Source organism: Candidatus Tumulicola sp., from assembly GCA_036490475.1.
Classification (GTDB): domain Bacteria; phylum Vulcanimicrobiota; class Vulcanimicrobiia; order Vulcanimicrobiales; family Vulcanimicrobiaceae; genus Tumulicola.
Genome location: DASXDT010000005.1, coordinates 300,241 through 325,174 on the forward strand (window position 1 = coordinate 300,241; position 24,934 = coordinate 325,174).

A 24,934-nucleotide genomic window follows, 5' to 3' on the forward strand; every position below is an offset into this window, starting at 1 on the left:
GCTAACCCTCCACCGCTTCGGGCGCCAAGGCGACCAAATCGCGAAGCTCGCGGTCCGATAGTTCGGTCAGCCATTGCTCGCCCGTTCCGACCACGCTTTCGGCTACCGCAGCCTTTCGACCGATTAAATCGTCGATGCGTTCTTCGAGCGTGCCGGCGCAGACCAGTTTATGCACCTGTACATTCTTCGTTTGTCCGATACGAAACGCTCGATCCGTCGCTTGATTTTCGACCGCCGGATTCCACCATCGGTCGTAGTGAAAGACGTGGCTCGCCCGCGTTAGATTCAGTCCACTTCCACCGGCCTTGAGCGACAACACGAACAATGACGGGCCGTGCTCTTCTTGAAAACGATTGACCATCTCGTCGCGCGCGGCTTTTGGAACTGCACCGTGCAAGAAGAGCACCTCGCGCCCGAACCGCTCCGAGAGCCGGCGTACCAGCAGCTTGCCCATCTCGGCGAACTGCGTGAAGATCAACGCGCGATCGCCGACGTCGAGCACTTCTTCCAGCATCTCTTCGAGGCGCGCGAGTTTACCCGATCGCTCGGCCGGCGCCGAACGGTCTTTGGCGAATTGTGCCGGGTGGTTGCAAATCTGTTTGAGCTTCGAAAGGAGCGCCAAGATCGCGCCTCGCCGGGCCATGCCATGTGACTCATCGATGCCGGTTTCGAGATCGCGCAGCACGGCCGCATACAGCGTGCCCTGTTCGGGCGTAAGCGTACAATACTCGATCGACTCGCTCTTTTCGGGCAGATCGGGGACGATCGCCGGATCGCGCTTGCTCCGCCGCAATACGAACGGCCCGCTCAGCCGCTGCAGATGTTTGGCCGCATCCGAATCACGCAACGCCTGAATTGGAATAACGAAATCTCGCCGGAAGGCCGTTTGCGATCCCAATAGACCGGGATTGCAATACTCCATGATCGACCACAAGTCGCCAACGTGATTTTCGACCGGCGTTCCGGTCAAAGCGACGCGATATCCGGCTCGCAACGAACGCGCCGTGCGCGCTTGTTTGCTATCGGGGTTTTTGACGTTTTGCGCTTCATCGAGAACGACACCGTGCCAACGCAACGCCGCAAACGTTTCGGCATCGCGGTTCAGCAACGCATAACTCGTGATGACCACATCGTGCGCCCGAATCGCACGAGCGAACTCGCGGCCACGCAAGCGGGCGGCGCCGTGGTGCACGTAGGCCGACAGATCCGGTGTGAAGCGTTGCATCTCGCGCACCCAATTTTCGATCACCGACGTCGGACACATCAGGAGCACGGGACGATGGGCGTCGACGCGTTCGCGATCGTACTGTATTAGCGCCAGCATTTGCACCGTCTTGCCGAGCCCCATGTCGTCGGCCAGGCATGCACCGAAACCGGCCGCGGTCAGAAACTGCAGCCATGCGTAGCCACGCAATTGATAGGGCCGTAGCTGCGCGCGCAAGCCGGCGGGCGGTGCCAGTTCGCCAAGGCGTCCGCCGCTTTCTAACCCGTCGAGCAACGCCGTGACGTCGCTGCCGCATTCCACCGGCGAAGAACCGTCGAGCTGCAAGCGGACCACCTCGGCCAACGTCAGCGTCGAAGCGCCTTCGCGCAATCGAGCGAGAACGGTTCGCACGTCGCCCGGCTCCACGTGCACCCACTGGCCGCGCACGCGCACTAAGGGAACCTTGAGCCGAGCGAGTCGTTCCAACTCGGCTTGCGACAAGCGGTGATCGCCGAGAACGACGTTCCAGTCGACGTCGAGCAGCGTATCGGCACGTAAACCGGCCGACGTAGACGGCGGTTTGACGGTCGCCTTTGCGACGATGCGGCCGGCGGTGTGTTTACCGAGCCACCACGACGGCACGATGACGCCGATGCCGGCTTGTTCGAGTAGCCATGCCGATTCCGAAAGAAACGCGTACGCGCCCGCCGCGTCCGTTTCGAACCAATGCGGCACGGAGTCGACGCCGCGTAACGAGGCATCGACGGCGGGTGAAATTTGCGCGGCGCGACCCAATGCCGCTAGAAACGCACGGCGCGAAGCCGCCGATGCAGCAGCCGCGGCGGCGTCGAGCAACAGCGTCGGATCGGGACGGCTCTGCAACAAATAGACGACGCGCCACACGTCGTCGTCACCCTGCGGTTCTTCCAATCGTAAACACAAACGGTAATCGGTTGCGTCGTCGTCGAGAACCGGCCGGCGCCAAGAGGCAATCTGTGCGGCGAGACCGCGCAGTTCGGCCGGAGTAGCCGCCACCACCCCGTCCGTCGATCGCAATCCCTCGAGCCATCGGTCGTGGATCGAGGTTCCGGCGGCGGATCGTGGCTCGGCCGCGGCATCGCGCACCAGCGCGTCGACCGCGACTGCAAGAAAGCGTTCTAACGACGGAGACGATGCCGGCGACGTCGCCCCCAATGCGGCGGCCAGCTTGCGTTCGCGATCGCCGAGCATCGGGTCCCAAACCGCACGATAGCGCTTCTGGTCGGCTTCATACGAGAGACCGGGCAAGAACCGTTGCGACGCCACGATCTCGGCCGCCAATCGTAATGCATCGCACCAAAACGTGACATCGGCGCCGAGCGCAACATCGGGCGTTGCCATCTCGCGGCCGGCTAGTCGACGCAACAGCGCGACCGCGTCGCGACCGTCGAGCGCGAGCCCTTCGCGCGCGACCCCGCCGGTCGAGGCCGAACCGGCCGCGGCATCGGTCCAGCTCTGCGTGCGGACGTCGCCGCCCAGCCCAGAAAGGCGATCGCGCAGCGCCGACGGACGCGTGAACGGTTCGCTCCATAGAAACAATGCGTTTCCGGCCATTGCGGCATGCAGCGTCACGCGCTCGATACGGCTCGGACGACGGCGCGTCCGCGACGGCTTCGGTGGTGCTAAGGTGCTCAAGGCGAGTGCTAAGATACCCTCATCGCCGGCAATGGTTCCAAACCGTCCGGCGAAAAGACGGCTTTCGATGCAACTCGTGCTACCAGCCGAACCATATCTCGCCAGCTACGTAGACGCGCTTCGGCGCGGCTGGTCGCGGGATAACTTGCGTCCCGAAGCTTACCAAGAAGAACTTGCGGCCATCGAACGCGACGCACCCGCGTTCCTGGCTTCCCTGGACGATCCAGACGGGCGCGGCGAACCGATCGATCTTCCGGACGGTACGCGGGTGCCTCGGCTTCCGGGGTTCCAGCGCTGGATGTGGGACGGGGATTTTTGCGGCAGCATCGGCTTTCGATGGTCGCCCGGCTCGGCTGCACTTCCTGAAACGTGTTTAGGGCATATTGGATACGGCGTCGTGCCGTGGAAACGTGGTCGCGGTTACGCGACCAAAGCATTACGCCAACTCATACCCCACGCTCGGGCGATTGGCTTGCCGTACGTCGAGTTGACGACACGGCCAGACAACATCGCATCGCAACGCGTCATCCTCGCCAACGGCGGCGTGCTGATCGAACGCTTTGAAGCACCGCGCCATCACGACGAAGGCGCGGTGCTCCGGTTTCGAATCCCGTTAACGACGAATGGCTAAAAGGCCGAAACGCCGTTGGGCGTGCCCCATCCGGTCGGGCCGTCGTATCCGGGTCCTGCATTGCAGATATACGGATTCGCTTTGCAGTCACCGTTGCTGCCCGATGTGATGTCGTAAAAACCCGACGACCCGCCGTTCGCCCACAAGCCGGCTGCATAGTTTTGTTTGGAAGCATTTCCGGCTAACGCAAAGACTGCCGCAATGGTCGGTGACGACGCGCTGGTTCCACCCGTCGTGCCCCATCCACCCGACGGATACGTATCGTAAAATGCGAGACCCGGATAGGGAGAGGCGACCGACGACACGTCGGACTCAGAGCGAAACGCACAGCCCTTATCCGTTTGCCAGGTCGGTTTGGCAACCAGTCGCGCACAAGCACTGCCGGCGCCGTTCCACGCCGTCTCGGTCCAACCGCGGCCGCTGCCACCCTTAATCAACGACGTTCCGCCGACGCACACGACCGTGGCGTAATCGCACGGTGACGAAGCGTCATGCCCATAGTCACCCGAACTCGCGGTGATGACGGTTCCTGGGTGATCGTAATGCGAGTTCGACGAGCCGCCACCCGAACCGCCGTACGAGTTGGAAACGACGTTAGCGCCCAACAGCACCGCGCGATCGACCGATTTAGCCAAGCTGATCAGTCGATTGGAGGAGGCCTCGACGACGATAATTTTGCATTTGGGACAAACGGCCGACACCATATCGAGGTCGAGCGACATCTCACCCGCCCATCCCGGATCGGGACGCGGGAATTTGGTGGTCGATCCGCTTTGGCTGACTTTCTTGAAACAGCCGTTTTTCGTGGTGCACGCCGGCAATTTAAAGTACGAACGATACACTGCGAGATCGCTTTCGGCATTGGGATTGTCGTAGGCGTCGACGATCCCGACCGTCTGGCCCTTGCCGTTTTGCGACGATGGCAGATTATAGGCGGCTTGCAAATCCGCCGGCCCATATCCGCTGATCGACGGATGCTCGCCCTGCGTGCGCGGAACGTCGGTGCGGATCCACATATAGCAGGTCGCATACCCCGGCTGCACCGTCTGCGGACAGCCCGGTCGCGTATGTCCTGTATCGATGGCGGCGAGTTGCGCTGGATTCGAAAAAGTGGTGGGCAGCGCCGAGTTCGTCGTGCCGCTCGAACAAGCGGTGACGGCTGCGACGCTTACGATCGTGAGCGCACGAGCGAAGTAACGATTCAAAGCGATCTCCCTCAAAGAGTGACGACTGCGGCTGTTACACGAGATAGACAGCAGCGCCTACTTGTAGTAAGTGCCGCAGGTAGGACGATAACAGAAAATAATAGTCCCCAAAGACCAGTACCGCTGACGCCTCGTAGAACTTGCATTTCTCTTGGAGGAACGTTCGATGAATCGTTTCCGTTGCTATCTTCTCTCGACGCTCGCAGTTTCGATAACCGCGGGTTGTGCCGGCGCCACAAACAATGCCGTATTTTCAGCGTCTCGGACGTTACCGCAACCCGATCGCATACGACCGGCCTTAACGGCGGCATTTTCGCGCTTGTACGTGGCAAATAGCGGCAATAACACCGTTACCATGTATCTTCATCCAGTCCGGAAACTCAAACAAACGATAAGCGATAACATTCAATGGCCGGTGTCCGTTGCCGTCGATTCGTCTGGCACCACATACGTGGCAAATTGCGGTGGCGCGTGCAACGGTAATGGGAGCGTCGCAGTGATCGGTAAGAATGGTAAAAAGGTTCGACTAATCACCGACGACATCAGCCGGCCGGAATCGGTGGCCGTGGATCCGCAGGGGAATCTGTACGTTGCGAGCGTGGGCCGCTTGTTCACGACACACTATAATCGGTCCCCTTCGATCGCGATGTACGCGCCGGGATCCAAGTCGCCCGCGGTTCGAATAACGTCTGGGGTTGCGCAGCCGAGTACGGTGGCGCTTGACGAATCCGAAAACGTCTATGTCGCCAATCATGGCTTCGTTACCGAGTATGCACCGCAATTGGGAAGTGTTATTCGCTATATCAACATCCGTGCACCACTCGCGTTTGCTTTCGATGCAAGCGGCAACCTATACGTCGGTAATAATGGCCGAAATCGGAGCGATGTCGAGGCTTACGCACCCGGCCAAACCAGCCCGTTCGAAACGATTACGGAAGGGGTCAATCAGCCGTACGCGATGACGATGGATCCGGCTGGGAACCTCTACGTCGCCAATACGTTCGGCAACAACGTTACCGTGTACGCACTCGGGACCACGACGCCGTTTGCTACCATCTCGCAAGGCGTCTCGCAACCTCGGGGCATCATCCTCGACGGTGACGGAAATGTCTATGTAGCGAACGCCTCGGCGAACTCCGTCACCGAGTATGCGGCGGGAAACTTTTCATTAATACAAACCATCACGGACGGCGTGAACTATCCCCAATGGCTTGCATTCGGCCCGTAGCCGTTACGTTCGATCGGCAACGAACGATACCAATGCGGCCGCGGCATCCACGGCTAATCTTGCTTGAGCTGCCGTTAGCTTGGCATCTGCGAGATCGTCCAACGAGTCGATCAACTGTGCCAAGTTCCGCAATCCAACGCGGACGACCGCTGCGGTCTTGTTTTTCCCGCCGATGCCGAAGCCGTCGCCGGCGATTCGGCCGGCGGATTCGACGAGTTGCCGCGATCCCGCCACGGCATCACCTGGTCGCTCTCCGGCTAGCACTCGCAGCCGCCGGATGCGGTCGTCGATTGCCGCGATATCTTCGAGACGAGTCAGGGCAAACGAGCTCGCATAGGTGACGGCAACTCGAAACGTGCCGTCCGTCAACGAAAAGCCGTCCCGCTCCGCCGAGTCGATGAGAAAAGCTTTCTTCGAGTCGGCCACCTCGTCGATCAAAGCGCCGAGTGCGTCGCCCAGTTGTTGCAGTTGCCGTTCGTCGTTGCAATCGATCCCTGCGAGATACCGGCGAAATTGCGTCCGGCGAGCGCCGCCCGAATCGTCGCCGGTTTTGCCCGGACGGATGCCGGCGCGTTCGAATGCTCGATCGAGTGGGCGGAGCGGAATCGAAGCGCACGCGTCCGCGAATTTCGAGAGCGTTTCCTTACTGAACGTTGCCATATCGCGTGCTTCGACGTTCTAGCGGAAATTCCGAGCGTGAATGCCGTCGGCGATGCCGCCGCCGTCGAAGGCGTACGCACGCTGTGCCAGCACATCGACGGAACCTAACTCCTTCTGCAGTTTGCCTTCGACGATCAGCATCGACGACGCGCGAATCACGCGGCGATACCGTTCGAAAACGTCCGGCCGAACGATCACGTTGACGAGTCCGGTTTCGTCCTCGAGGGTTAAAAAGACGAAACCCTTGGCGGTGCCGGGGCGCTGGCGCGTGATCACCAAACCGCCGACGCGACAGATCTGATTGCCCTTGAGCTCGGACAAACCGGCAGCCGTCACGACGTTTCGCGCGCGCAACTCCTCGCGAAAATGCGCCATCGCTTGGCTTTGTGGCGTGATACCGGTCGACCATAAATCGAACGCCGCCGTTTGCCGCGGGGCGAGGCCGGCAAACACCGCCGCGGGTTCTTCGACGTCCATCAGCTTGCCGAGTTCGCCGCGCGCCTCGCGCTCGTCGAGCGCGCGCAACGCCCACATCGCTTCGCGACGCTTCGGATACCAGGGCGAAAACGCACCCGCCACCGCGAGATTTTCGAGCGCTTCTTTTTCTAACCGAGTCCGGTGCGCGAAATCGAGCATATCTGCAAAGACACCGCCCGTCAGTGCTGCTTCGAGCCGGTTGCGCTGCACCTGACCGAGACCGCGAATCACGTGGAACCCGATTCGAAGCGCACCTTCGTCGTCGACGTACGACCAGTATTCGCTCGAGTTTACGCGCACCGGCTTGATGACGACGCCGTGTCGCCGGGCGTCGTTGACCAGCACTTCGGTCGAATAGAATCCCATCGGTTGCACGTTGAGAATTGCGGCAGCAAAGATCGCCGGAAACCGGCATTTCACGTAGGCCGAAGCGTAGGCCAGTAACGCGAAGCTCGCCGCATGGGATTCGGGAAAACCATAATCGGCGAATCCCTCGAGCATGTGAAACAACTGCTCGGCAGCGGCACGGTCGATGCCGTTTTCCACCATGCCGTCGACCAGGCGCGGATAGATCTCCAGCATCCGGTGGCGCGAACGTTTGTGGCCCATGGCGCGTCGCAACCGGTCGGCCTCGCCGGCCGTAAAGCCGGCCGCTTCGATCGCCATGCGCATCCCTTGCTCTTGAAAGAGCGGCACGCCCATCGTGCGTTCCAGCACTGGTTTGAGCTTGGGATGGGGATACGTGACCGGTTCCAATCCCGCGCGACGGCGTAAAAACGGATGGATCATGTCGCCTTGAATCGGCCCGGGACGGATGATCGCGACCTGCATGACGATGTCGTAAAAACACGCGGGCTTCATGCGCGGCAGCATCGACTGCTGCGCGCGCGACTCGATTTGAAAGACGCCGACAGTATCGGCTTTCTGAATCATCTCGTAGGTCGGTTTGTCGTCCGCCGGAATCGTGTGCAGCGCCAGCGACGTCCCGTAGCAGCGTTCGTGCAAGGAGAACGCTTCACGCAGCAGCGACAGCATCCCCAAACCCAGCAGGTCGATCTTGATCAATCCGAGGTCTTGCAGATCGTCCTTGTCCCATTGAATGATGGTACGATCGCGCATCGTCGCCCATTCGATCGGTGCGACGCGAACTAGCGGATCGCGCGTTAGCACCATTCCGCCCGAATGGATGCCCATATGGCGGGGAAAGCCTTTGAGCCGCAAGCAAATCGCGTACAGCCGTTTGGCCGTTTCTCCCGAAAGCGCGCCGGTGACGTCTTCGAGCGATTCCAACGCGTCGTATTCTTTGGCCAGCGCGTCGACCTCCGCCAAGCGCAGGCCGAGCGCCTTGCCCACATCGCGCAACGCCGAACGCGTTCGATAGGCGATGACTTCGGCCGTCATGGCGGCGTTGGAGCGCCCGTAGCGCTCGTAGACGTATTGTATGATTTTTTCGCGGTCTTGGTGCGCGAAGTCGATGTCGATATCGGGGATTTCTTTACGCTCTTCGGACATGAAGCGTTCGAACAGCAACTGCATGCCGATCGGATCGACGGCGGTAATGCCGAGCGAATAGCATACCGCCGAGTTCGCCGCCGAGCCGCGACCTTGGCAGAGCACGCCCAATTCGCCGGCCTTCCGTACGATGTCCCAGACGATCAAGAAGTAGCCGGCCAGATCCATGTGCGCCACCATCCCGAGTTCGTATTCTAGCTGACGCTCGACGTCGGACGCTAACGGCGACCCATATCGTTCCGCCGCCCCGCGATAGACGAGTTCGCGCAAATACGATTGCCGCGTTTTGCCGTCTTCGACCGGAAAGAGCGGAAACTGTCCGGTGATGCGTTCCAAACGGAACGAGCAACGCTTTGCGATTTCGACGCTGCGTACGACGGCATCGGGATAGCGCACGAATAAGCGGCGCATCGCGCGTGCCGCTTTAAGATGAAATTCTGCGTTCGAACGCAGTAAGTGGTCTGCATGCGCGGCATCGATGGTCGTGCCGTGCCGCACGCACGTTAGGATGTCGGATAACCGCGCGTCGTCTTTGACGGCGTACACCACCCCATTGGTCGCCACACACGCGATGCCGAGCCGGGCGGCGAGCGCAGCCATTCGTTGGTTGCGGCCGGCGTCGGCCGGCGTTAGGTGATGTTGCAACTCCACATACAGACGGTCGCCGAAGGACGTCTTGAGGGTGCGCAACTCGTGCTCGGCACGCTCCGGGTTGCCGCCGGCCAGCGCCCGTTCCGCGCGGCCTTCGGCACCGCCCGAGAGCGCGATCAGCCCATCGCAACGACCGGCCAGATCTTCGAGACGCAGGCGTGCGTCGCCCTTGGCACCCCGTAGTTGTGCCAGTGAGATCAGCTCGCACAAGTTTCCGTAGCCGGGAGCATCCGCGACCAGCAGCACGATGCGTGCGCCGTCTTCAAACGTCAGCTCGCTGCCGACGATGGCCGGAATGCCGCGCTCCTTGGCTCGGGCAGCGAAGCGCACCATCCCGTACAGCCCGTCGCGGTCGGTCAGCGCGACCGCAGCCAGGCCGAGATCGGCGGCCCGGTCGACCAGCTCTTCGGGGTGCGATGCGCCGTCTAAAAACGTAAAATTCGACCACGCGTGCAGCTCGGCATACATACAGGACCTCGGAGTATAGCGAACGTATGTTCGATATACAAGACCCTTCTGACGGCGGTTTGAGAGGAGCACGGGGTTTGATGCCATTTTGACCGCGCGCCGGCCGGCTCGGTGCTACACTTCGGTCACCTTGCCCCTCGTTCGAACGTTGCTCTATTCGCTGGCCGGATTGCTCCTCGCGTTGCTCGCGGGCAGGGCACAAGCCGTCGCTTCCGTCGGCAGTACGTTCCAGTTCACGATGGCGCGGGCACCGCACCCGTTAGCGCTCGATCCGAGCCTGGCAGATCCGGCCTGGCAGACCGGCGCGGTGCCGAATGGAACTGGACCGTGGCAGAACATGACCACGCGTTCGCCCGCGCAGTTCGCGACCACCGCGTACGTGCTGTACGACGACAAAAATTTGTACGTCGGGTTCAAGGCCGTGCAAACCGGCGTGCCGATCGTTGCGTCGCAGACGACCAACGACATCGGATTCGGTCTCGACGATTTCGTCGGCCTGGGCGTCGACACGAGCGGAGCCGGCAGTCAAGCCTATTATTTCGAAACCACGCCGCGCGGCGTGCGCTACCAACAGTCCAACGAAAACGTCCGCTACAAGCCCCGCTGGAGCGCCGCAGCCACGTCGGCCGATGGCTCGTGGAGTGCCGTGATGATTATTCCGCTGAACGTGTTGCGCGTGCCGCACGGCGGAAAGCAAACCTGGCGCGTGCAGTTCGTACGCGGCGTTGCCGGTCGCGGCGAGCATCTCTCGTGGGTATCGGACCCGATCATGCAGGACTCCGGTGGCGGCAATTGGCCGCAGTTCGCCGACACGCGTTTTTGGGCTGCCGTGGCGATCGACGTAGCGTCCGCGGCCGCCTTACGTCCGCGTCCTCGCGCGGATATTTACGGGTTAGCAAGTATCGGCAACGATCGCAATCTTTTTCAGCAAGCCAATGGGACGTTCTTACCGATGAAGGTGCGTTGGATCGGCGGGGATGCCAGCATACCGATCACGCCGACGATCCGCTTCGTCGGAACGCTCAATCCAGATTTTTCGAACGTCGAAATCGACCAGCAGACGATCGCTCCGCAAGAATTTCAACGCCAGTTAGTGGAGTATCGTCCGTTTTTCGCGCAAGGTGCGGCCTTTATCAACGCATTGTCGGGACCGCGGTCGCCGACCGGAACCTACGTCAACGCTTCTAATTTGATTTTTTACTCTCCCTCGGTCGGACCGTTCGACAGCGGAGGAAAGGTCGAGGGCACGTTCGGCAACCAGAGCTTTGGGGCGCTAACGTTCCACGGTTACGATCAGACGACCGGAAATACGTTTAGCGATCAGGCATTCGGATACGAGCACGCGATTCAAGGTGGATCGTTTCTGTATTGGAGCGACGGCGTGCTGGCCAATCACTCCATTTTCGGGACCGACGATACGATCGAGGGCGGCATGGAGGCCCGCGATTTGCAAAACGGGATGGTCTACTATTTCGATCACTCGTTCGAGAACGGTTCGTGGACCGGCCATGCGGACCTCACGCAAGCCTTCATCGACCGGCATAAAGGCAACACCGAGTTCAACATCGGATACATGGACATATCGCCCAATTACAATCCGATCGACGGATACACGGCTAACTCCGACATTCGCGGGCCGCAAGCGTACGCTCAGATCACCGGCGCGAGCAGTGCGATCAAGAACTACGGAATCTTCGTTACCGGGGATCGTTTTCTCGACGACTCGGGAGCGGTTCACCAAGCGGACGCCCAGGTTTTCGTCAACGCAACATTCGCCAACGGATTCTCATTGAACGGCATCGGACAGGCCGTCGGTGAGTTGCGTTCCTACGGGATCCCGTCTGGTCCCGGCTGCAGCGGTCCGATCGCGTATACATCGAGCTTCTCGGGCGCACCGTGCTATCGCGACGGTTTCACGCAACCGTTCGACCTCACCCAAATTCCGATCGGTTATCGGGACGGTACGCCCACGCCGATCGACGCCAGCTATTCGTGGGGACCGTTCGGCGACAACTACATTCACCTGTTCACGATCTCGACGAGCCGTCCGATCGGGCGGCGGCTCAGCCTCGGGCTCGAATACGACGGAACGTTGCAGCAAGCGTTCTCAAACGGCTCGATCGATTCGCAATGGTTACGCCGCGTGTCGCTCTCGTACGGTATCTCGAGCGAAAGTACGTTCACGCTGGAGCTGCGCGACATCAACGGTCTGGGTGGCTTTGCAACGCAGGTCGGTAACAATCTCGCCGTCGCGTTCCATCAACGGCTGCGCAGCGGTGACGAGCTCTACGTCAACTATGGCAGTCCGGCCGCCGGTGCCACCTTGAATCGTTTGATCGTGAAATACGTTTTCCATGCGGGCGCCGACGAAGGGACGTAGCCCTCAATCGTACGCTCCGCGTACGTACCAGTGCGCGCCCTGGCGATAAATACGATACAGTTCGCCGTCTTCGAGCAATACATCGTATTCGTCGCGCACCACATCGTGTTGAGGCCAACCGGTATCGATGCGCCACGGTCCGGCACATTCGAGCACCGCGCGCGGCGGATCGCCGACCGATGCCGGCTCTCCGGCACGCAAACGCACGGCGATTTCCGCGACGGTCAGCAGCCGCAGTTGCGGTACGACCGTATCGGACGGTGCCGCCTCGGTCGCACCGCTTTGCAGTACCGTCCGTTTCGGTAACTCGAACCGATCGTACGAAAAGCGATCTTCGAGCGCGTGCGCTTCTTTGGTACGCGCGCGCTGGACGGGGGTGCCGAGCACCGATTCGAGCCGAGCAATGGCAACCGCGACGGCTTGCGGATCGAGATCGTCGCCGGCCAGCAGCGCCAGCGCTTCCCCACCTTCTTCTAACCCGGCCGCTCGCACGCGCAAACCGACGATTGCGGCCGGAAACGTCGCGCCGTCGAGTTTCGCGCGCACGACGTCGAACATCGCACGTTCTTGCGCGGTCGGAGCGGCCAGCAATACGTCGAAGCGGTACGTCTGCGCGTCTTCCAACTCGAGCGACAATTCGAGCGCACCGGCGCGCCGCCCGCTGCGTTCTAGATCCGAAGCGATACGCGACAGTAACATCCGCAAGGCGAAAAATACCTGCGCTTCGTCTTCGGCACGCCCTTCACCGAATAACGCCGCTTCGATCGCCGCCGAATGTCCGCGCGGAACGAATGGTGTCGAATCGTCGCCACGAGCGAGCGCGTGCCATCGCGCCGATCGTGCCCCGAAACGACGCACGAACGGTCCGTGCGGAAGTTTGGCAAGATCGCCAAGACGTTCTACTCCCAACAATCGCAAGCGGTCGATCGCATCTTGGTCTACATCGAGCACGGCCAACGGTAACGGTGCCAGCATCGTGCGCTCCCGTCCCGCTGGAAAAATCGTTCCATCGTTTGTAAACGCCGCTCCGCGTGCGGCGATACGATTGCTGCCGGCGCCAAAACGGGCGCGGACGCCGGCACCCTCGAGCACCGTTCGGGCGTGCTCGATCCACTGGGGCGGCGTTCCCGGCATGCCGCGCATATCGATAAACGCGAGCCCCGGGCGAACGTCGTCGATCAGCGGTGAGACGGCATCGAGCGCGTCGAGTGCGTCTTCCCACACAGCGACGTCGACCGGAATCGCTTCAACGCACAGCAGCACGGTGCACACGCTCGCGACGAATGGGACGATCTTGCGCCAGCACCCGCTCGCGTAATTGGGCACCCGCAAGCGCATCGATAGCATGCACGCGTGCGTACGCACCGGCGGCCGCGCGTTTATCTTTTCCGATCGACGCGCGCACGTCGTAGCCGGCGACCGTGCACCACGGACCGCGCGAGCCGTGCAGCACGACGCGCTCGAGCTCGCAGCGCAGCCGCACCGATGCGGCCGCGCCCAGTTCCGCACCGGCGCGCTCGGCGATTGCGACGAGCAATACACCGGAACGATGTGCGACGGCCGCCAGGCGCATCCAGGCCGCCGGCCGCAATGCGGGCGCGCCCATCAAAACCAAACGGCAGGCGCGCGAACGAATCAGAATGTCGGCCGCTCGTGCGATGCCTTTGGGGGTGGCCGCCGATACCACCATGAGCCGGTCGAGCCGGACGCCGGCTCGAACCAGATCCGGCGGATACAGCCCGCCATCGTCGATGACGGCGGCCAACGCCGTCCGGGTCACACCGGCCAGCGTACGAGCCAGAATGCTCCAGCGGCCGCTTCGCCCCTCGAGCGCGACCAAACCGGTGGGGAAACCGCCGCCCAACGCCCGGTCGAGCGCCGGAATCGAGGTGGGAACGGCGGCGGCAATTCGCAGTTGCGGTGCCGATGTGTGCCCTCCGGACAACGTGGCTTTGAGTGCGGAAAACGCCTCGCGGCGGTCCGCATCCGAGTCGGAATTCGTTCGATTCGGCGCCATGGGAGCACAGCGTATCGAACACCTGTTCGTATGTCAAGGGGCTTTGCCCATAAAACCTGGCTTGCCTAAAAAGCCAGCGGGTCTGCCCACAAAAAGGTCAGACTGACCCGGTGGGCTTGCCTTGCGTGCTAACCGAACCGCCCAGGTGTGAGCGCTGACGCAACAGCCGACGTTGTAGCCGCCCTGAGTATAGTAGGAGCGTTCGGAATTCTCGCAGCCCTAGGGGCTGTCTACCTTCGGTGGTGTCGCAAGAAATCTCGACGGCCCAGTTTCTTTGAATTCTTCGGCCTGCAATTGGCGGCTCAGTTCTTGCTGGCAGTCCTCGCTGGGGTCGTGTTCCTGCTAGTGCTAGGAGTCAACGCGCTACACTTAACCTGGCTGGGCGTAGTGATCGGCGTCGCCGCAATAGGAGTCATAATCGCAGTCGCCTGGCTATTGGCGGCGGCGCATCCGCGTAAGGCCCGATAGTTGTGAAAACGGCCGCCCTGCATCAACTCGGCTGCATCGATCCACGTCCCAGGCGTTATCAAATCCCAGAGAACTTCGCAGGTCTCGCTGCACCACATTGCGGCACCGCTAAGGAGCGCAGGCCCTTCGTAAATGACCAGCTCCGGACATACTGAGCACCGTCTGATCGAGAAAATCTGGTCCACGTTAACACCTCCGTAAAAGAGTATCAGTACCACTTTTTGTGGGCAGACCGCTGGCTTTTTAGGCAAGCCCGGTTTTATGGGCAAAGCCATGTCAAGGTTCCAGCCGGCGGTTTTGGTCCAGGAGTCCCGGTCTTATTAGCGCAGGAGCAAGGATCGGACCGATCGCTGCATTTGCGAAAGGATGCATATGTTACACCGAGCCCCATTTGCATTGTCTTTGGGAGCGGCCGCGGCGCTGTTGGCGGCGTGTCAGGGCAATCCAGCCGCCTCGTCGGGCGCACCGCCGGCGCTTTCCGCCGGCTCCTACGCGCACGACCGCTTGGGATCGTGGATCGCGCCGAACGCCCGCGCGGCATCGAGCTTACTGTACGTTTCGAACCTCAGAAGCAACGACGTTCGAATTTACAGCTACGACGGGGGCGATCAGCACGAACTGATCGGAACGTTGAAAGGCTTCAAGCAACCGGCCGGCATGTGCACCGACAAATCCGGAAACGTGTACGTGGTCGATAGCGGGGCGTATAGCGTCTACGAATACGCGCACGGACAAACTGCCCGTCTCCAAACCATCTCCGAACGCCCGTACGGCATTCCTTATTCGTGCGCCATCGATTTCCAGCACACCGGCGATCTGGCAATCGTCAATCAAGCCGATCGCAAGCGCCACCTCGTACCCAACGTGCGCGTCTATCGCGGCGGCTCCGGCGGCACGGGATACGAAGGCTTCGACAATACTGGCGACCTGCTGTGGTCGGCGTACGACGACAGCGGCACGTTATATGTCGATGGTTACGATAACTACGGCATTCCGGCGCTCTTCGAACTACCAAAGCGCGGCGGAGCCTTCGGTGAAGTCGCCATTCACGGTGCCACCATTTCGACCCCGACGGGATTATCGTGGGTCAACCCAGCCCTTCTCATCGGCGACCAAGACTTTCAACGCAAGAACATTTCAGGGGCGTACAAGTTGAACGTGTACGGCGACCGTGCCGACGTCGTCGGAAAGCTGCCGTTCAAAGGCACGATCGACGTGCATGGATTCTGGCGCCGCGGCGACCGTTTGGTCGCGCCGGACGAAACCGAAAACAACGTTGCGATCTTCACCTTTCCGCAAGGTAAACCGTACGCGATTTTCAATAACGACGTTTCCAAACCGTTCGCGGCCACGATCAGTCAGTTCGGCAACTAACGCCGCTCGGGTCCGTGTTCGTTTAGATAGCAAAAAGGTAGATAGCAAAAAGGACGCCGGTACGCGGCGTCCTTTTCACGTTCATGCGCGACCGGCGTTAGTGCGGTTTTTGGGTGGCGGCGGGTTGGGGTGAGGGAGCGGCGCATTGTTGCGCTCCGTTCATCACGGCGACGGAAGCGGTATTTTCACGCTTTTCGGTTTCGGCGATCGTCCAACGCAACGCCGTCAGTAACCGCGTCACCGGATTGTAGCCCAGCGTCAATCCCGGGACGTTGGCGAGATCGATGTCGTACGGGTTGGGCGGCAAACCCGGCTGATTGGGATTTTGCATCAGCGGATTCGGCGATGGCGTCCCGGACATCGACATGGTGCCGCCGCGGCTGCCGGTTTGTTCGCTGGAGTTGATCGCGGCGACGTATTCTTCGCCTGCGTGTTGCAAGTCGCCCATCTGCTCGGTAGCAACGAAACCGCTAACGATGTCGAGGGCAGCATTTTGAGTCGCCAGCGCTGCCAGAAGTTTGGCGCGAATGTCTTTCAGTTGCTTGTCGTCGTCGGGATTGCCGGTGCCTTGCATTAACGCAGGCGAATCGAGCAGTTTCTGCGTTTCGATGATGTTGTTGGCGATCGGGCTGACGAGATTTTCCATTCCAAGCAACGCCATGTTCTGGTCGGCGTTGAGCGTGCCGTTCGACGCATCGCCCGCAGTCACGGCCGCGCCGTTCGCCGTGGTACCGACGCTATTGCTGACCGAGTTGTCTACGCCGTTCAACGCACTGAGGTTGTATTGCGAGAACAGCTTCGGACTTTGCTTGATCGTTCGATCGTTTTGCAGCATCATCGCGATGGCCGGCGCGATATGCTGGTGCAGCTCGGCACACAGCGGACGCGTCACGATGTGGTAAATCTCCGGCGGCGGGGTGCCTTTGGGAGCGGCCGTGGCGGCGACGCCGACGACCGCCATTTGGGGCGCGGACGCCAGCGCGGCAAAACTCAGAATCGCTAAAGCGGATGCGGCACGTACCATCACCGTAGATATACGCCCCCCGCAGTCTGCCGCCTCTCTTAAGCCGCCGAGCGTACGCTCACGTTCCCTTCTCGGCGCCCGCATAGAAAATCCACTTGAAAATCGCCTGCGGCACCGTCGTCAGCGCGTTCGGATTGCCGTAAGCGACGTAGAACTCGCTGTGCGGCGTCAACAGATGGTACGCGACCGTCACGTTCGAGCAGCTGCCGACACAGTTGCCGCCTCCGTTAGGGATCGGAGGATCGCCGATGACGCGCCGGACGCCGAGCGCGAACGACGAGTTGCGCGTGATCTGAAACGAGTAGCTCGCGTTCTCGAACCACTGGATGTTGGGCGTCGCGTTCGGAAAGCGCTGCGCCGTATCGTCGAGCGCCAGCGTCAGCGCACCGCGCGATCCCACGCGAATGGTCGAACTGCGGAACCACGTGTCCAAGCGCCCGTTGCCATAGGCACCGGTGCTGTAGTTGATCGAGGTCGGGTCCGAGGACGATCCATGGTACGGAAAGTTACCCGGATTATTCGTCTGAAGACCGCTGTGATACGTAATTTGGAAGCCGGCGTTCTGCGAAACCGGTGTAAGAATCCCCATCCCGGTAAGCGGGTCGACGAAACGCCAATAGTTCGATCCGGTGAAGACCTGAAAATCCCACGCGCTCTTGGTGAGGACGTCGAGCAGCAGCGAGTTATCGCTCTGCGCGATCCCTTGTTGCGGTCCTTGGTACCGGTCGAGGAACCCCGCGACACCCACCGCCGCAAGCACGTCGTTGGGAGCGAACGTCCAAATCTTTGCGCTGTATAGCGCGTAGCCGGCGATACCCGGGTGCGAAACGAAGCCGTCGACCGGATTGTAATATTCGCCCAGCTTTCGAACCGAGCCGAAAAATCCGAACGTCGAGTTGCTCCAGCCGCCGCCGAAGTCGTAGCGCTGTGCCTGGTTCGGCACGAGCACGTTCGTGCCCGCATCGCTGCCGTAGTCGAAATACGCTTGAACGTGTTTGAGGTCGTAATACGAGATGCCGGTGGTCGTGACGTCGTCGGTCAACCCCGGCATGTTCGCAGAGATGCGCTGCACCGCGGCGCCCCATCGACCGTCGGGCGACGAATAGTCGAGCGCGCTCGCGACGTCGGTGCGATCGTCGCCGATCGAGTCGAACGTTCCGAACGTTAACGGCCCCTGTTTACCTTCGACGGCGTAGCCTTCGCGAGGCGTCGGAATGGCGGGCGTGTATAACTCTTGTATGCTCGGGCAGGCGTCGCAGTTGAACTGATTGTACACGTTGGCGCCCTGCGTGAAGAACGGGCGCACCTCGCTATAATAGCGGGCGTAGACCGTCGGCGCAATCGACTGCTGATCCAACTCGACGTTCGAATAATCGGGATGGAACGTCGCGTAGAACGCGGCAGTCGGGCCGATCGGAACGGACAGATCGGCACCGACGCGACTCGTCGATCCCCCAATCGTTTTCGACGCCGCTTCGGCGAGTGCGTAGGTCGCGAGTCGCGGCTTCGGTTTGGGGACGGAAACGTGGAGCGGCGGCATGACGAGGACGCCGGCGCGCGTTACGTCGTCGGCACTATTTTGTGACGAGTCGTACGACCATACCGCGATTTCGCCGGTCGCGTGGACGTATCGCACGAACTGCGCGCGCCACGGAACGTTCGGAGCGATGCCGCGTATGATCTTTAGAGGAATCTTCATGGTCACGGTATAGCCGCCGGCGTGCGTCGCGCCTTGCGACTGCCACGACGGCGTGTAGTTGGTATTCTCGGAAGAGTATTGATAGTGCGTGCCGTTCGGTGTCGCTTGAAACTGATAGGTGAAACCGCTGGTGCCGTCCGGCCATAGATCGATCCATACCGAGTCGTCACTTCCTTGCCCGATGTTGTCGGTACGCTGGGCTGCCGCTACCGGCTCGCGTTGCGTTGCATCGAAGCGAACGTACAGCGACGTTCCGTCGGTCGAAATTGCGGCTTGCGTCGCTTCGGATGCTGGCCGCGACGCGGGAACGTTCCATCCTAACTTGACTCGTGCCGCCTGCGCCCACCCATCGCTCGATGACGACGGATCCAACGGCGCCGCCAACTCGGGTACGGTCAAGCGCGTGACGCCGAGCGCATTGGCCGGAGCAGCAAGCGTCGCTAGAAGACATACGACGATCGCCGCCCGGCCAAACATTACAGACGCGCTCCGGTTAAGGGCGAATGTCCGCGCTCGCGCAAGGTCGCCGCATCGACCGGCGCACACGAGTCGTTGTTACCGCAGATCATTGCGCCGCGGAGGTCGGCGCCGCGGACGTCGGCGTTCGCAAATTCGGCACAATCGATGTGGCCGTTGTAATCGCGCGTGCAGATTTTGGTATCGCGCAGATTTGCGTCGCGGAGATCGGCGCCGGTGAAGTTCACACCGATCAGATCGGCTCTCGGCATTTGCAAGCTTTGTGCTTTAGCGCCCCTGAAGTTGGCGCCGACGAGGCTGGCCGCGTCGAAACGAGCGCCGGTTAAGGTCGCGAGCTGAAAGTTGACGCCGACGAGTTTGGCTTTGGTGAAATCGGCCGACGTCGCATCGGCATTACGAAAATTCGCGCCGACCATTTTGGCTCCGGACGCTTTCGCGCCGCGTAGATTCGCGTCGGAAAAGTTCGCCCCGACGTAATTCGTGCCCGAAAGATCGGCACCGTGCAGATCTCGTCCGCTAAACGAGCAGCCGAGACAGCTCGACGGCAGATCCGACGAAGCACTGCGAGCGGCCGGTGGTACTGCCGCCACGATCGCGATTGCGGCGATCGCGAGACAAGCGGTGGTGATGCGGGTCATATACTAACATCCTTTCGATGGTTTTGGGCGCAACAAACCAGACCGGGGGTCCGGCTCGAACAAATACTACGAACTGTACGGGGTTAGCGGCTGGAGAGATTCATGCGTGGTTACCGATCGTCTGGATAGTCGGTATCGATGAGTTTGGCGCGAGCCAGGTCGGCACGCGTTAGATTCGTCCCACTGAGATCGCAGTTGGTGAACACTGCACCCTCGAGGGTAGCGCCGCTCATGTGTGCCCCGGCGAAATCGACGTTAGTAAACGAGCCTCCCAGCAGATTGGCATGCGAGAGATCCGCGCCGGCAAAATCGATATTGGCGCCGCGAACGTTCGAAAGGTCGACGCCGCCGAGATTTGCTCCCGAGAAGTCGCAGCCGCTGCAACCAGTTACGATACTGCGGATGCGCGCCGAGGTCAGTTGTGCATGGTTGAACTGACATCCGGTGACGCGCGCGCCGGTGAAGTCGGCCCCCGACAAATCGGCGCCGGTGAAATCGCATCCGGAAAGACGGGCGTTACGGAACGATGCGTTACGCAACCGAGCGTGCGTAAAGTCGACGCCTAGGAACGTGCTGCCGGAGAAATCGGTGTTGTCGAGATTCGCACGAGTCAGATCGACGCCGGTATACGACACACCGCGAACGTCCCGTCCGCGCCAGTCGACGCCGGTGTAATCGCATCCAGTACACGCTTTTCCGTCGTTAACGAGGCCGATCTTCGGAATCGTGACGTCGATCGGTGCCAAGTGAATCGAGGGCATGTCGATGGCCGGGATGTGCACCGCGATCGCGCCGCTCGCGAGAGGTTTCGGCGAAACCGTTACTCGCAGGCTCTTCGTCCCGAACGGTGACATCGACGCGAGCGCATGCGCCGTCGCGACCGGATGCGCCGTCGACGCCGGGTGCGCCGTCGCGGATGCGTGCGTCGTCTTGATGGAAACCGTCGTTGCGGCAGGGTGCGATGACGGCACTGCGGTTGCCGCAGCAACGGCGGTGCGCGGAATGTCCACGTACCGGACTACGTCGCGAACGGTTTGAACCCGATCCGCCACGATCGGAGGTAGTGCGGCCGGCTGTACCGTCGCTGCAACCGACGGAGCGACCGAGCCGATCGCGCAGCCCAGCAGTACGACGCCGGCGACGGCGAACGCCGCGATGCCGAACGACGGGTTCGTGCCGGTGGCGCGGCCCGCGAACAAGAGACGTTCGATGCGCAGCGAGAGATGTTTGCGCGTTGCAAACACGGCCGGTGCGGCGATCGGGCCGCGCGGCCACGACGAAGATTCGGCCATTTTCGCCAAGCACATCGCGTAGGGCCGAACGACGCCGCTCGCATCCAGCACGTAGTCGTCGCACGCAACTTCACGTTCGAGATCGAGCTGCGCGGCGGCGAAGCGCACGGCCGGATTCCAGCCGAAAGCCGCTAGCAGAATGCGCGTCAGACCGTTCGTCCAATCGTCGGCGCGACGCAGATGCGCCAACTCGTGTAACGCGATTTGGTCGATTTCATCGGCCGATAACCGTTCGAGCAGTTCGCGCGGAATCAAAATCATCGAATCGAACAGACCGACCGCGACCGGCACATCGATTTGATCGCTGATGCATAAGCGCACGTCGCGCACGCCCTTGGTGGCGGCGTTCCAGCGCACCATGCAGTCGCGATACTCGACCGGCAACGGAAGTGCATCGCGTTTGAGCCGTTCGAGCCGCATCAATCCGACGCCGAAGCGAACCGCGCCGGCGAACGTCACGAGCGCCCACAACGATGCGAGCACGACCGCGACGACCAGCGGCAGCTGCAGATGCAAGCGCGGAACGACGGCCGGGGCGACGATCTCGTTGTGCGTTGCGGCGGCATCGTGGTGCGGTGTGCCGGTGCGCGAAGCCACCTGGCGAGCGCGAACCGGAGCCGCAGTAGCGGGGAAGGCATGCATCGCAGGTACGATGGACGCCTTCACCGCAGCGGTCGCCGCTGCCGGCGGCGACATCGAGAGGAACGGCAGCGTCGTTGCGACCGGCACAACCACGGCCGCAACGAGCGCTATGCTCCAGATCACGTATCGCGTCGCCGCGTTGACGCGCGGCCACGTACGTAGGAACATCCAAACGCACGCAACCACGAGTGCGTCTTCCCACAACGAGTTGAGTCCCACCGCGGTGACGGTTGCGGCAACGTTGCCGAGAACGTGCGATGCGTTCATTGAGAACGTTCCTCGTATCGCTCGATGAGCGTTCGGAGACGGGACAGCTCGTCGTCGGACGGTCGTTCCGACTCGATCAAGCGTAACGCGAGCGAGCCCGAACTGTTCTCAAAGAATCGTGAAACCAAATGTCCGACGGCAGTTTGAGCGGCGGCGTCTCGCGCGACCAGTGGATGGTACACGAATGCTCGCCCAGCTTCTTCATGAGCGACGAACCCTTTCTGCTCCAGGATGCGCATGGTCGTCAGAACGCTGTTGTAGGCGATTGGGGGCGGGGGAAGCGACGACACCACTTCGGCGACGGTCGCCGTCCCCAGAACCCACAGCACCTCCATTAACCGAAGCTCCGCCTCGGTCAACGTCTTCGAGCGCGAGCGCGCCATGTAGCCTCCTTCAACGGGTACTCTTAAAGATTTAGTTACACTCTACGACGGTTAGAAACAGATGTCAACTAATTTCTTAGGAGTAGCCGCGCGCGGGAATGCCGCGACCGTGTGCCAATAAGGAAACGCTCATGATGACGACGGTTTCTGTGCGCTTGGCCCTAGGCGCGGTTATTGCTGCCGCACTGCTCGCCGCTTGTGGAAAAGGGACGCCGCTGACCAGCGGTACCGCGACGCCGGGCCCGGCGTTTACGCCGCAAGTCACGAGCGAATACGCTATTCCGACGGCATCGAGTCAGCCAATGGGCATCGCGCTCGGCTCGGACTTGAACATTTGGTTCAGCGAAGCGCGCTCCAGCAAAATCGGCCAGCTCAATGAAAACGCTAAGTTTAGCGAAGCGGTCACGCCGACCGCCAAAGCCGGTCCCGTCGGCATGGCGTCCGGTCCGAACGGCCTCGTTTGGTTTACCGAAAAGAGCGTCGGCAAAGTTGGGCAGATCCAGCTAACCGGGCCGACCTTCGTCGATTTCCAGCTGCCGAATGCCGCCGCCCAACCCGTCGGTATCACGCTCGGGTCCGACGGCAACATGTGGGTGACCGATCCGGGCGCCGACCTCATCTGGCGCGTTACGCAAAAAGGTGTCGCGACTTCGTGCAAGCTGCAGGCCAACGCACAACCGTTGAGCGTCACCAGCGGCCCCGATGGCGGCATTTGGTTTACCGAGCCCGGCACCAACAGCATCGGACGCGTCAGCGTGACCGATCCGTGCGCGTCGCTGGCCGAGATCAAGATTCCCACCCCTAACGCGTCGCCTGCCGGCATCACGTCGGGAACCGATAATGCGTTGTGGTTTACCGAGCAAAAAGCCGATAAGCTCGGTCGCATCGCCGTGACGGGCCAAGTCACCAATGAATATCCGATGACGCCGGCAATCTCGCCCGACGGAATCATCCAGGGCATCGACGGCAACTTCTATTTCAGCGATCCCGGAGCCAACGCGATGGGACAGTTCAAATACAAGAGCCAGGCCGTGCGCCTCTTCAAGGTTCCGACGCAGAACGCGCAGCCAGGGGCGGTGACGCTCGGTCCCGACTCGCAGGTCTATTTCGTCGAAACGGCTGCCGATAAACTCGGCCAGTTCAAGTACTTCTAAAGAACTTCCAGGCGCACGGCGAAGGCGGGCTGCATGATCGCCTTCAGTAGCCGAGCCTTACGGCCGGTCGCGGTCGCGATCGTCATCGCGATCGTGCTGGGAACGCTCCTGGCGTTATTCGGCCCGCATTGGCTGCGCAGCTGGGTGCGAATCGTTGCGGTGTACGATGCCGCCGCCGTAGGCATGCTGTGCACCTATTGCTGGAAGATCTGGCACGCCGATGCGGACGAAACCAAACGGCACGCCGCTGCCGACGATCCGGGGCGCAACGTCGCCGCGCTTATCGTCTTCATCGGCGTCCTGTTCGGTTTCGTTTCGGCATTGAGCATTCTCGCCCGCGGTCCGAGCGGCGAACCGCCGGGCCACGACGCCCTGATCGACGCGTTGGGATTCGGTGCGGTAATTGCCGGGTGGTTTTTGATCCACATGACGTTCCTCTTCCGTTACGCGCACTTGTACTATCGCGACCGCGATCGCGAGCCGGGCAGCGATCGCGGCCTGACATTTCCGGGCGACGAACCACCCAACGACCTGGACTTCGCGTATTTCGCATTCGTGATCGGAATGACGTTTCAGGTGTCCGACGTGCAGATCACCAGCCGCAACATTCGGCGCCTGGTCTTAGCGCACGGCTTAGTCTCCTTCGGTTACAGCACGGCGATTCTGGCGTTGGTCGTCAACCTCGTTTCGGGCCTGCTGCACTAGCAAGACCGGCGTACCGCCGGCGGCAATCAAAAATTCGCACTCGGCGGCTCGCACGATATGTACCGAAACGTTCGGAGCGAGTGCGATCGAGGCCAACACGGACAAACCGGCTCCATCCCCGGCCCGCTTTCGCCTCCGAAGGACGGAGGCCAACCGTGACAACAGCCAGAGCGCCGCGCAAACCGTTGTAACGGCGATTGCGTATCGCATCCAAAACGTCTGCGTCATCGCACCCGCACCGTCTAGGAGTGCCCGTTATTGTGTCGCGCGTGCGAGCATCGCGGCATCTTCCAGAGCGGCGGCTTCGTTGAGCGCGCGACGGCGGCGCCACACCGCCTGCCAACGCTCTTCGAGTTTTTCGATGACGCGACGGTCGAGCCGTGCCGCGCATAACGCCGAAAAAGCGGCATTGCGGCGCTCGGTACATTTGCGTAGCCGCTCGGAGGCGAAACGAAGGCTGAACGCGGCGCGCGACCGGTTCCACTCGGTCGCGGCGGCTCGCGCCGCCGGTTCGCGATCGCCCGCTACATGCGAAGCAACCGCAGCACGTTCGAGCAGCCGAATCGATTCGAGCATTCCGTTCCATTCGGTTTCGATCTCGATCCACTCGCAGAAACGTGCCTCTTCGATCCGGCCGCGTTCTTCGAGCAGTGGGTGCAACGAAAACACGCCGCGCCGAAGGCTCACGCACATCTATCCCGCGC

The 24,934-nt window shown here is 61.4% G+C and carries 18 protein-coding genes; 6 read left to right on the plus strand and 12 right to left on the minus strand.

The window, feature by feature from the left end; genetic code table 11:
- Window position 1: 1 nt before the first annotated feature.
- Complete coding sequence (locus tag VGF98_05140; GenBank protein ID HEY1680999.1) at window positions 2-2,878, minus strand: DEAD/DEAH box helicase; 2,877 nt, start codon at window positions 2,876-2,878, stop codon at window positions 2-4.
- 67 nt (window positions 2,879-2,945) lie between these two features.
- On the opposite strand from VGF98_05140, the gene VGF98_05145 reads away from it, so the two are divergent.
- Window positions 2,946-3,509, plus strand: a complete 564-nt coding sequence (locus tag VGF98_05145; protein HEY1681000.1) for a GNAT family N-acetyltransferase — start codon at window positions 2,946-2,948, stop codon at window positions 3,507-3,509.
- Here the strand turns inward: VGF98_05145 and VGF98_05150 are convergent.
- On the minus strand, window positions 3,506-4,714 hold the full coding sequence (locus VGF98_05150; GenBank protein ID HEY1681001.1) for a S8 family serine peptidase: 1,209 nt from the start codon (window positions 4,712-4,714) through the stop codon (window positions 3,506-3,508). The genes VGF98_05145 and VGF98_05150 overlap by 4 nt on opposite strands.
- A 166-nt stretch (window positions 4,715-4,880) precedes the next feature.
- Here VGF98_05150 and VGF98_05155 point away from each other — a divergent pair, with 166 nt between their 5' ends.
- Entirely contained in the window at window positions 4,881-5,942 is a 1,062-nt protein-coding gene (locus VGF98_05155; GenBank protein HEY1681002.1) for an SMP-30/gluconolactonase/LRE family protein, read from the plus strand.
- Between the two features lie 3 nt (window positions 5,943-5,945).
- Here VGF98_05155 and VGF98_05160 read toward each other — a convergent pair whose 3' ends face one another.
- Together VGF98_05160 and VGF98_05165 are read right to left on the minus strand one after the other, a co-directional pair.
- Window positions 5,946-6,602, minus strand: coding sequence for a hypothetical protein (locus tag VGF98_05160; GenBank protein HEY1681003.1), 657 nt, complete (start codon window positions 6,600-6,602; stop codon window positions 5,946-5,948).
- An 18-nt stretch (window positions 6,603-6,620) separates the two neighbouring features.
- Complete coding sequence (locus VGF98_05165; protein HEY1681004.1) at window positions 6,621-9,710, minus strand: error-prone DNA polymerase; 3,090 nt, start codon at window positions 9,708-9,710, stop codon at window positions 6,621-6,623.
- 130 nt (window positions 9,711-9,840) lie between these two features.
- On the opposite strand from VGF98_05165, the gene VGF98_05170 reads away from it, so the two are divergent.
- Window positions 9,841-12,090, plus strand: coding sequence for a hypothetical protein (locus VGF98_05170; GenBank protein HEY1681005.1), 2,250 nt, complete (start codon window positions 9,841-9,843; stop codon window positions 12,088-12,090).
- A gap of 3 nt (window positions 12,091-12,093) precedes the next feature.
- Here VGF98_05170 and VGF98_05175 read toward each other — a convergent pair whose 3' ends face one another.
- Both VGF98_05175 and VGF98_05180 read right to left on the minus strand, forming a co-directional pair.
- Complete coding sequence (locus tag VGF98_05175; GenBank protein ID HEY1681006.1) at window positions 12,094-13,416, minus strand: hypothetical protein; 1,323 nt, start codon at window positions 13,414-13,416, stop codon at window positions 12,094-12,096.
- Window positions 13,337-14,107: a hypothetical protein gene (locus VGF98_05180; protein HEY1681007.1), complete on the minus strand. Its 771-nt coding sequence runs from the start codon at window positions 14,105-14,107 to the stop codon at window positions 13,337-13,339. The genes VGF98_05175 and VGF98_05180 overlap by 80 nt, the downstream gene beginning before the upstream one ends.
- A gap of 840 nt (window positions 14,108-14,947) precedes the next feature.
- Between VGF98_05180 and VGF98_05185 the strand changes: the two genes are divergently transcribed.
- On the plus strand, window positions 14,948-15,949 hold the full coding sequence (locus VGF98_05185; GenBank protein ID HEY1681008.1) for a hypothetical protein: 1,002 nt from the start codon (window positions 14,948-14,950) through the stop codon (window positions 15,947-15,949).
- A 97-nt stretch (window positions 15,950-16,046) separates the two neighbouring features.
- On the opposite strand, the gene VGF98_05190 is transcribed toward VGF98_05185, so the two are convergent.
- From VGF98_05190 to VGF98_05210, 5 genes are all read right to left on the minus strand, one after another.
- Entirely contained in the window at window positions 16,047-16,976 is a 930-nt protein-coding gene (locus VGF98_05190) for a hypothetical protein (protein ID HEY1681009.1), read from the minus strand.
- 55 nt (window positions 16,977-17,031) lie between these two features.
- Window positions 17,032-19,149 carry a hypothetical protein gene (locus tag VGF98_05195; protein HEY1681010.1) on the minus strand — a complete coding sequence of 706 codons (2,118 nt, stop codon included), beginning with the start codon at window positions 19,147-19,149 and terminating at the stop codon, window positions 17,032-17,034.
- A complete protein-coding gene (locus VGF98_05200; GenBank protein HEY1681011.1) occupies window positions 19,149-19,787 on the minus strand; it encodes a pentapeptide repeat-containing protein in 639 nt (212 codons plus the stop codon). Before VGF98_05200 ends, VGF98_05195 begins: the two co-directional genes overlap by 1 nt.
- Window positions 19,788-19,897: 110 nt before the next feature.
- Window positions 19,898-21,988, minus strand: a complete 2,091-nt coding sequence (locus VGF98_05205; protein ID HEY1681012.1) for a pentapeptide repeat-containing protein — start codon at window positions 21,986-21,988, stop codon at window positions 19,898-19,900.
- Window positions 21,985-22,371, minus strand: a complete 387-nt coding sequence (locus VGF98_05210; protein ID HEY1681013.1) for a BlaI/MecI/CopY family transcriptional regulator — start codon at window positions 22,369-22,371, stop codon at window positions 21,985-21,987. The genes VGF98_05205 and VGF98_05210 overlap by 4 nt, the downstream gene beginning before the upstream one ends.
- Before the next feature lie 98 nt (window positions 22,372-22,469).
- Here VGF98_05210 and VGF98_05215 point away from each other — a divergent pair, with 98 nt between their 5' ends.
- Together VGF98_05215 and VGF98_05220 are read left to right on the plus strand one after the other, a co-directional pair.
- A complete protein-coding gene (locus VGF98_05215; protein ID HEY1681014.1) occupies window positions 22,470-23,525 on the plus strand; it encodes a hypothetical protein in 1,056 nt (351 codons plus the stop codon).
- 33 nt (window positions 23,526-23,558) lie between these two features.
- A complete protein-coding gene (locus VGF98_05220; GenBank protein HEY1681015.1) occupies window positions 23,559-24,230 on the plus strand; it encodes a DUF1345 domain-containing protein in 672 nt (223 codons plus the stop codon).
- A 255-nt stretch (window positions 24,231-24,485) separates the two neighbouring features.
- Here VGF98_05220 and VGF98_05225 read toward each other — a convergent pair whose 3' ends face one another.
- Window positions 24,486-24,917: a hypothetical protein gene (locus VGF98_05225; GenBank protein ID HEY1681016.1), complete on the minus strand. Its 432-nt coding sequence runs from the start codon at window positions 24,915-24,917 to the stop codon at window positions 24,486-24,488.
- Window positions 24,918-24,934: the final 17 nt, after the last annotated feature.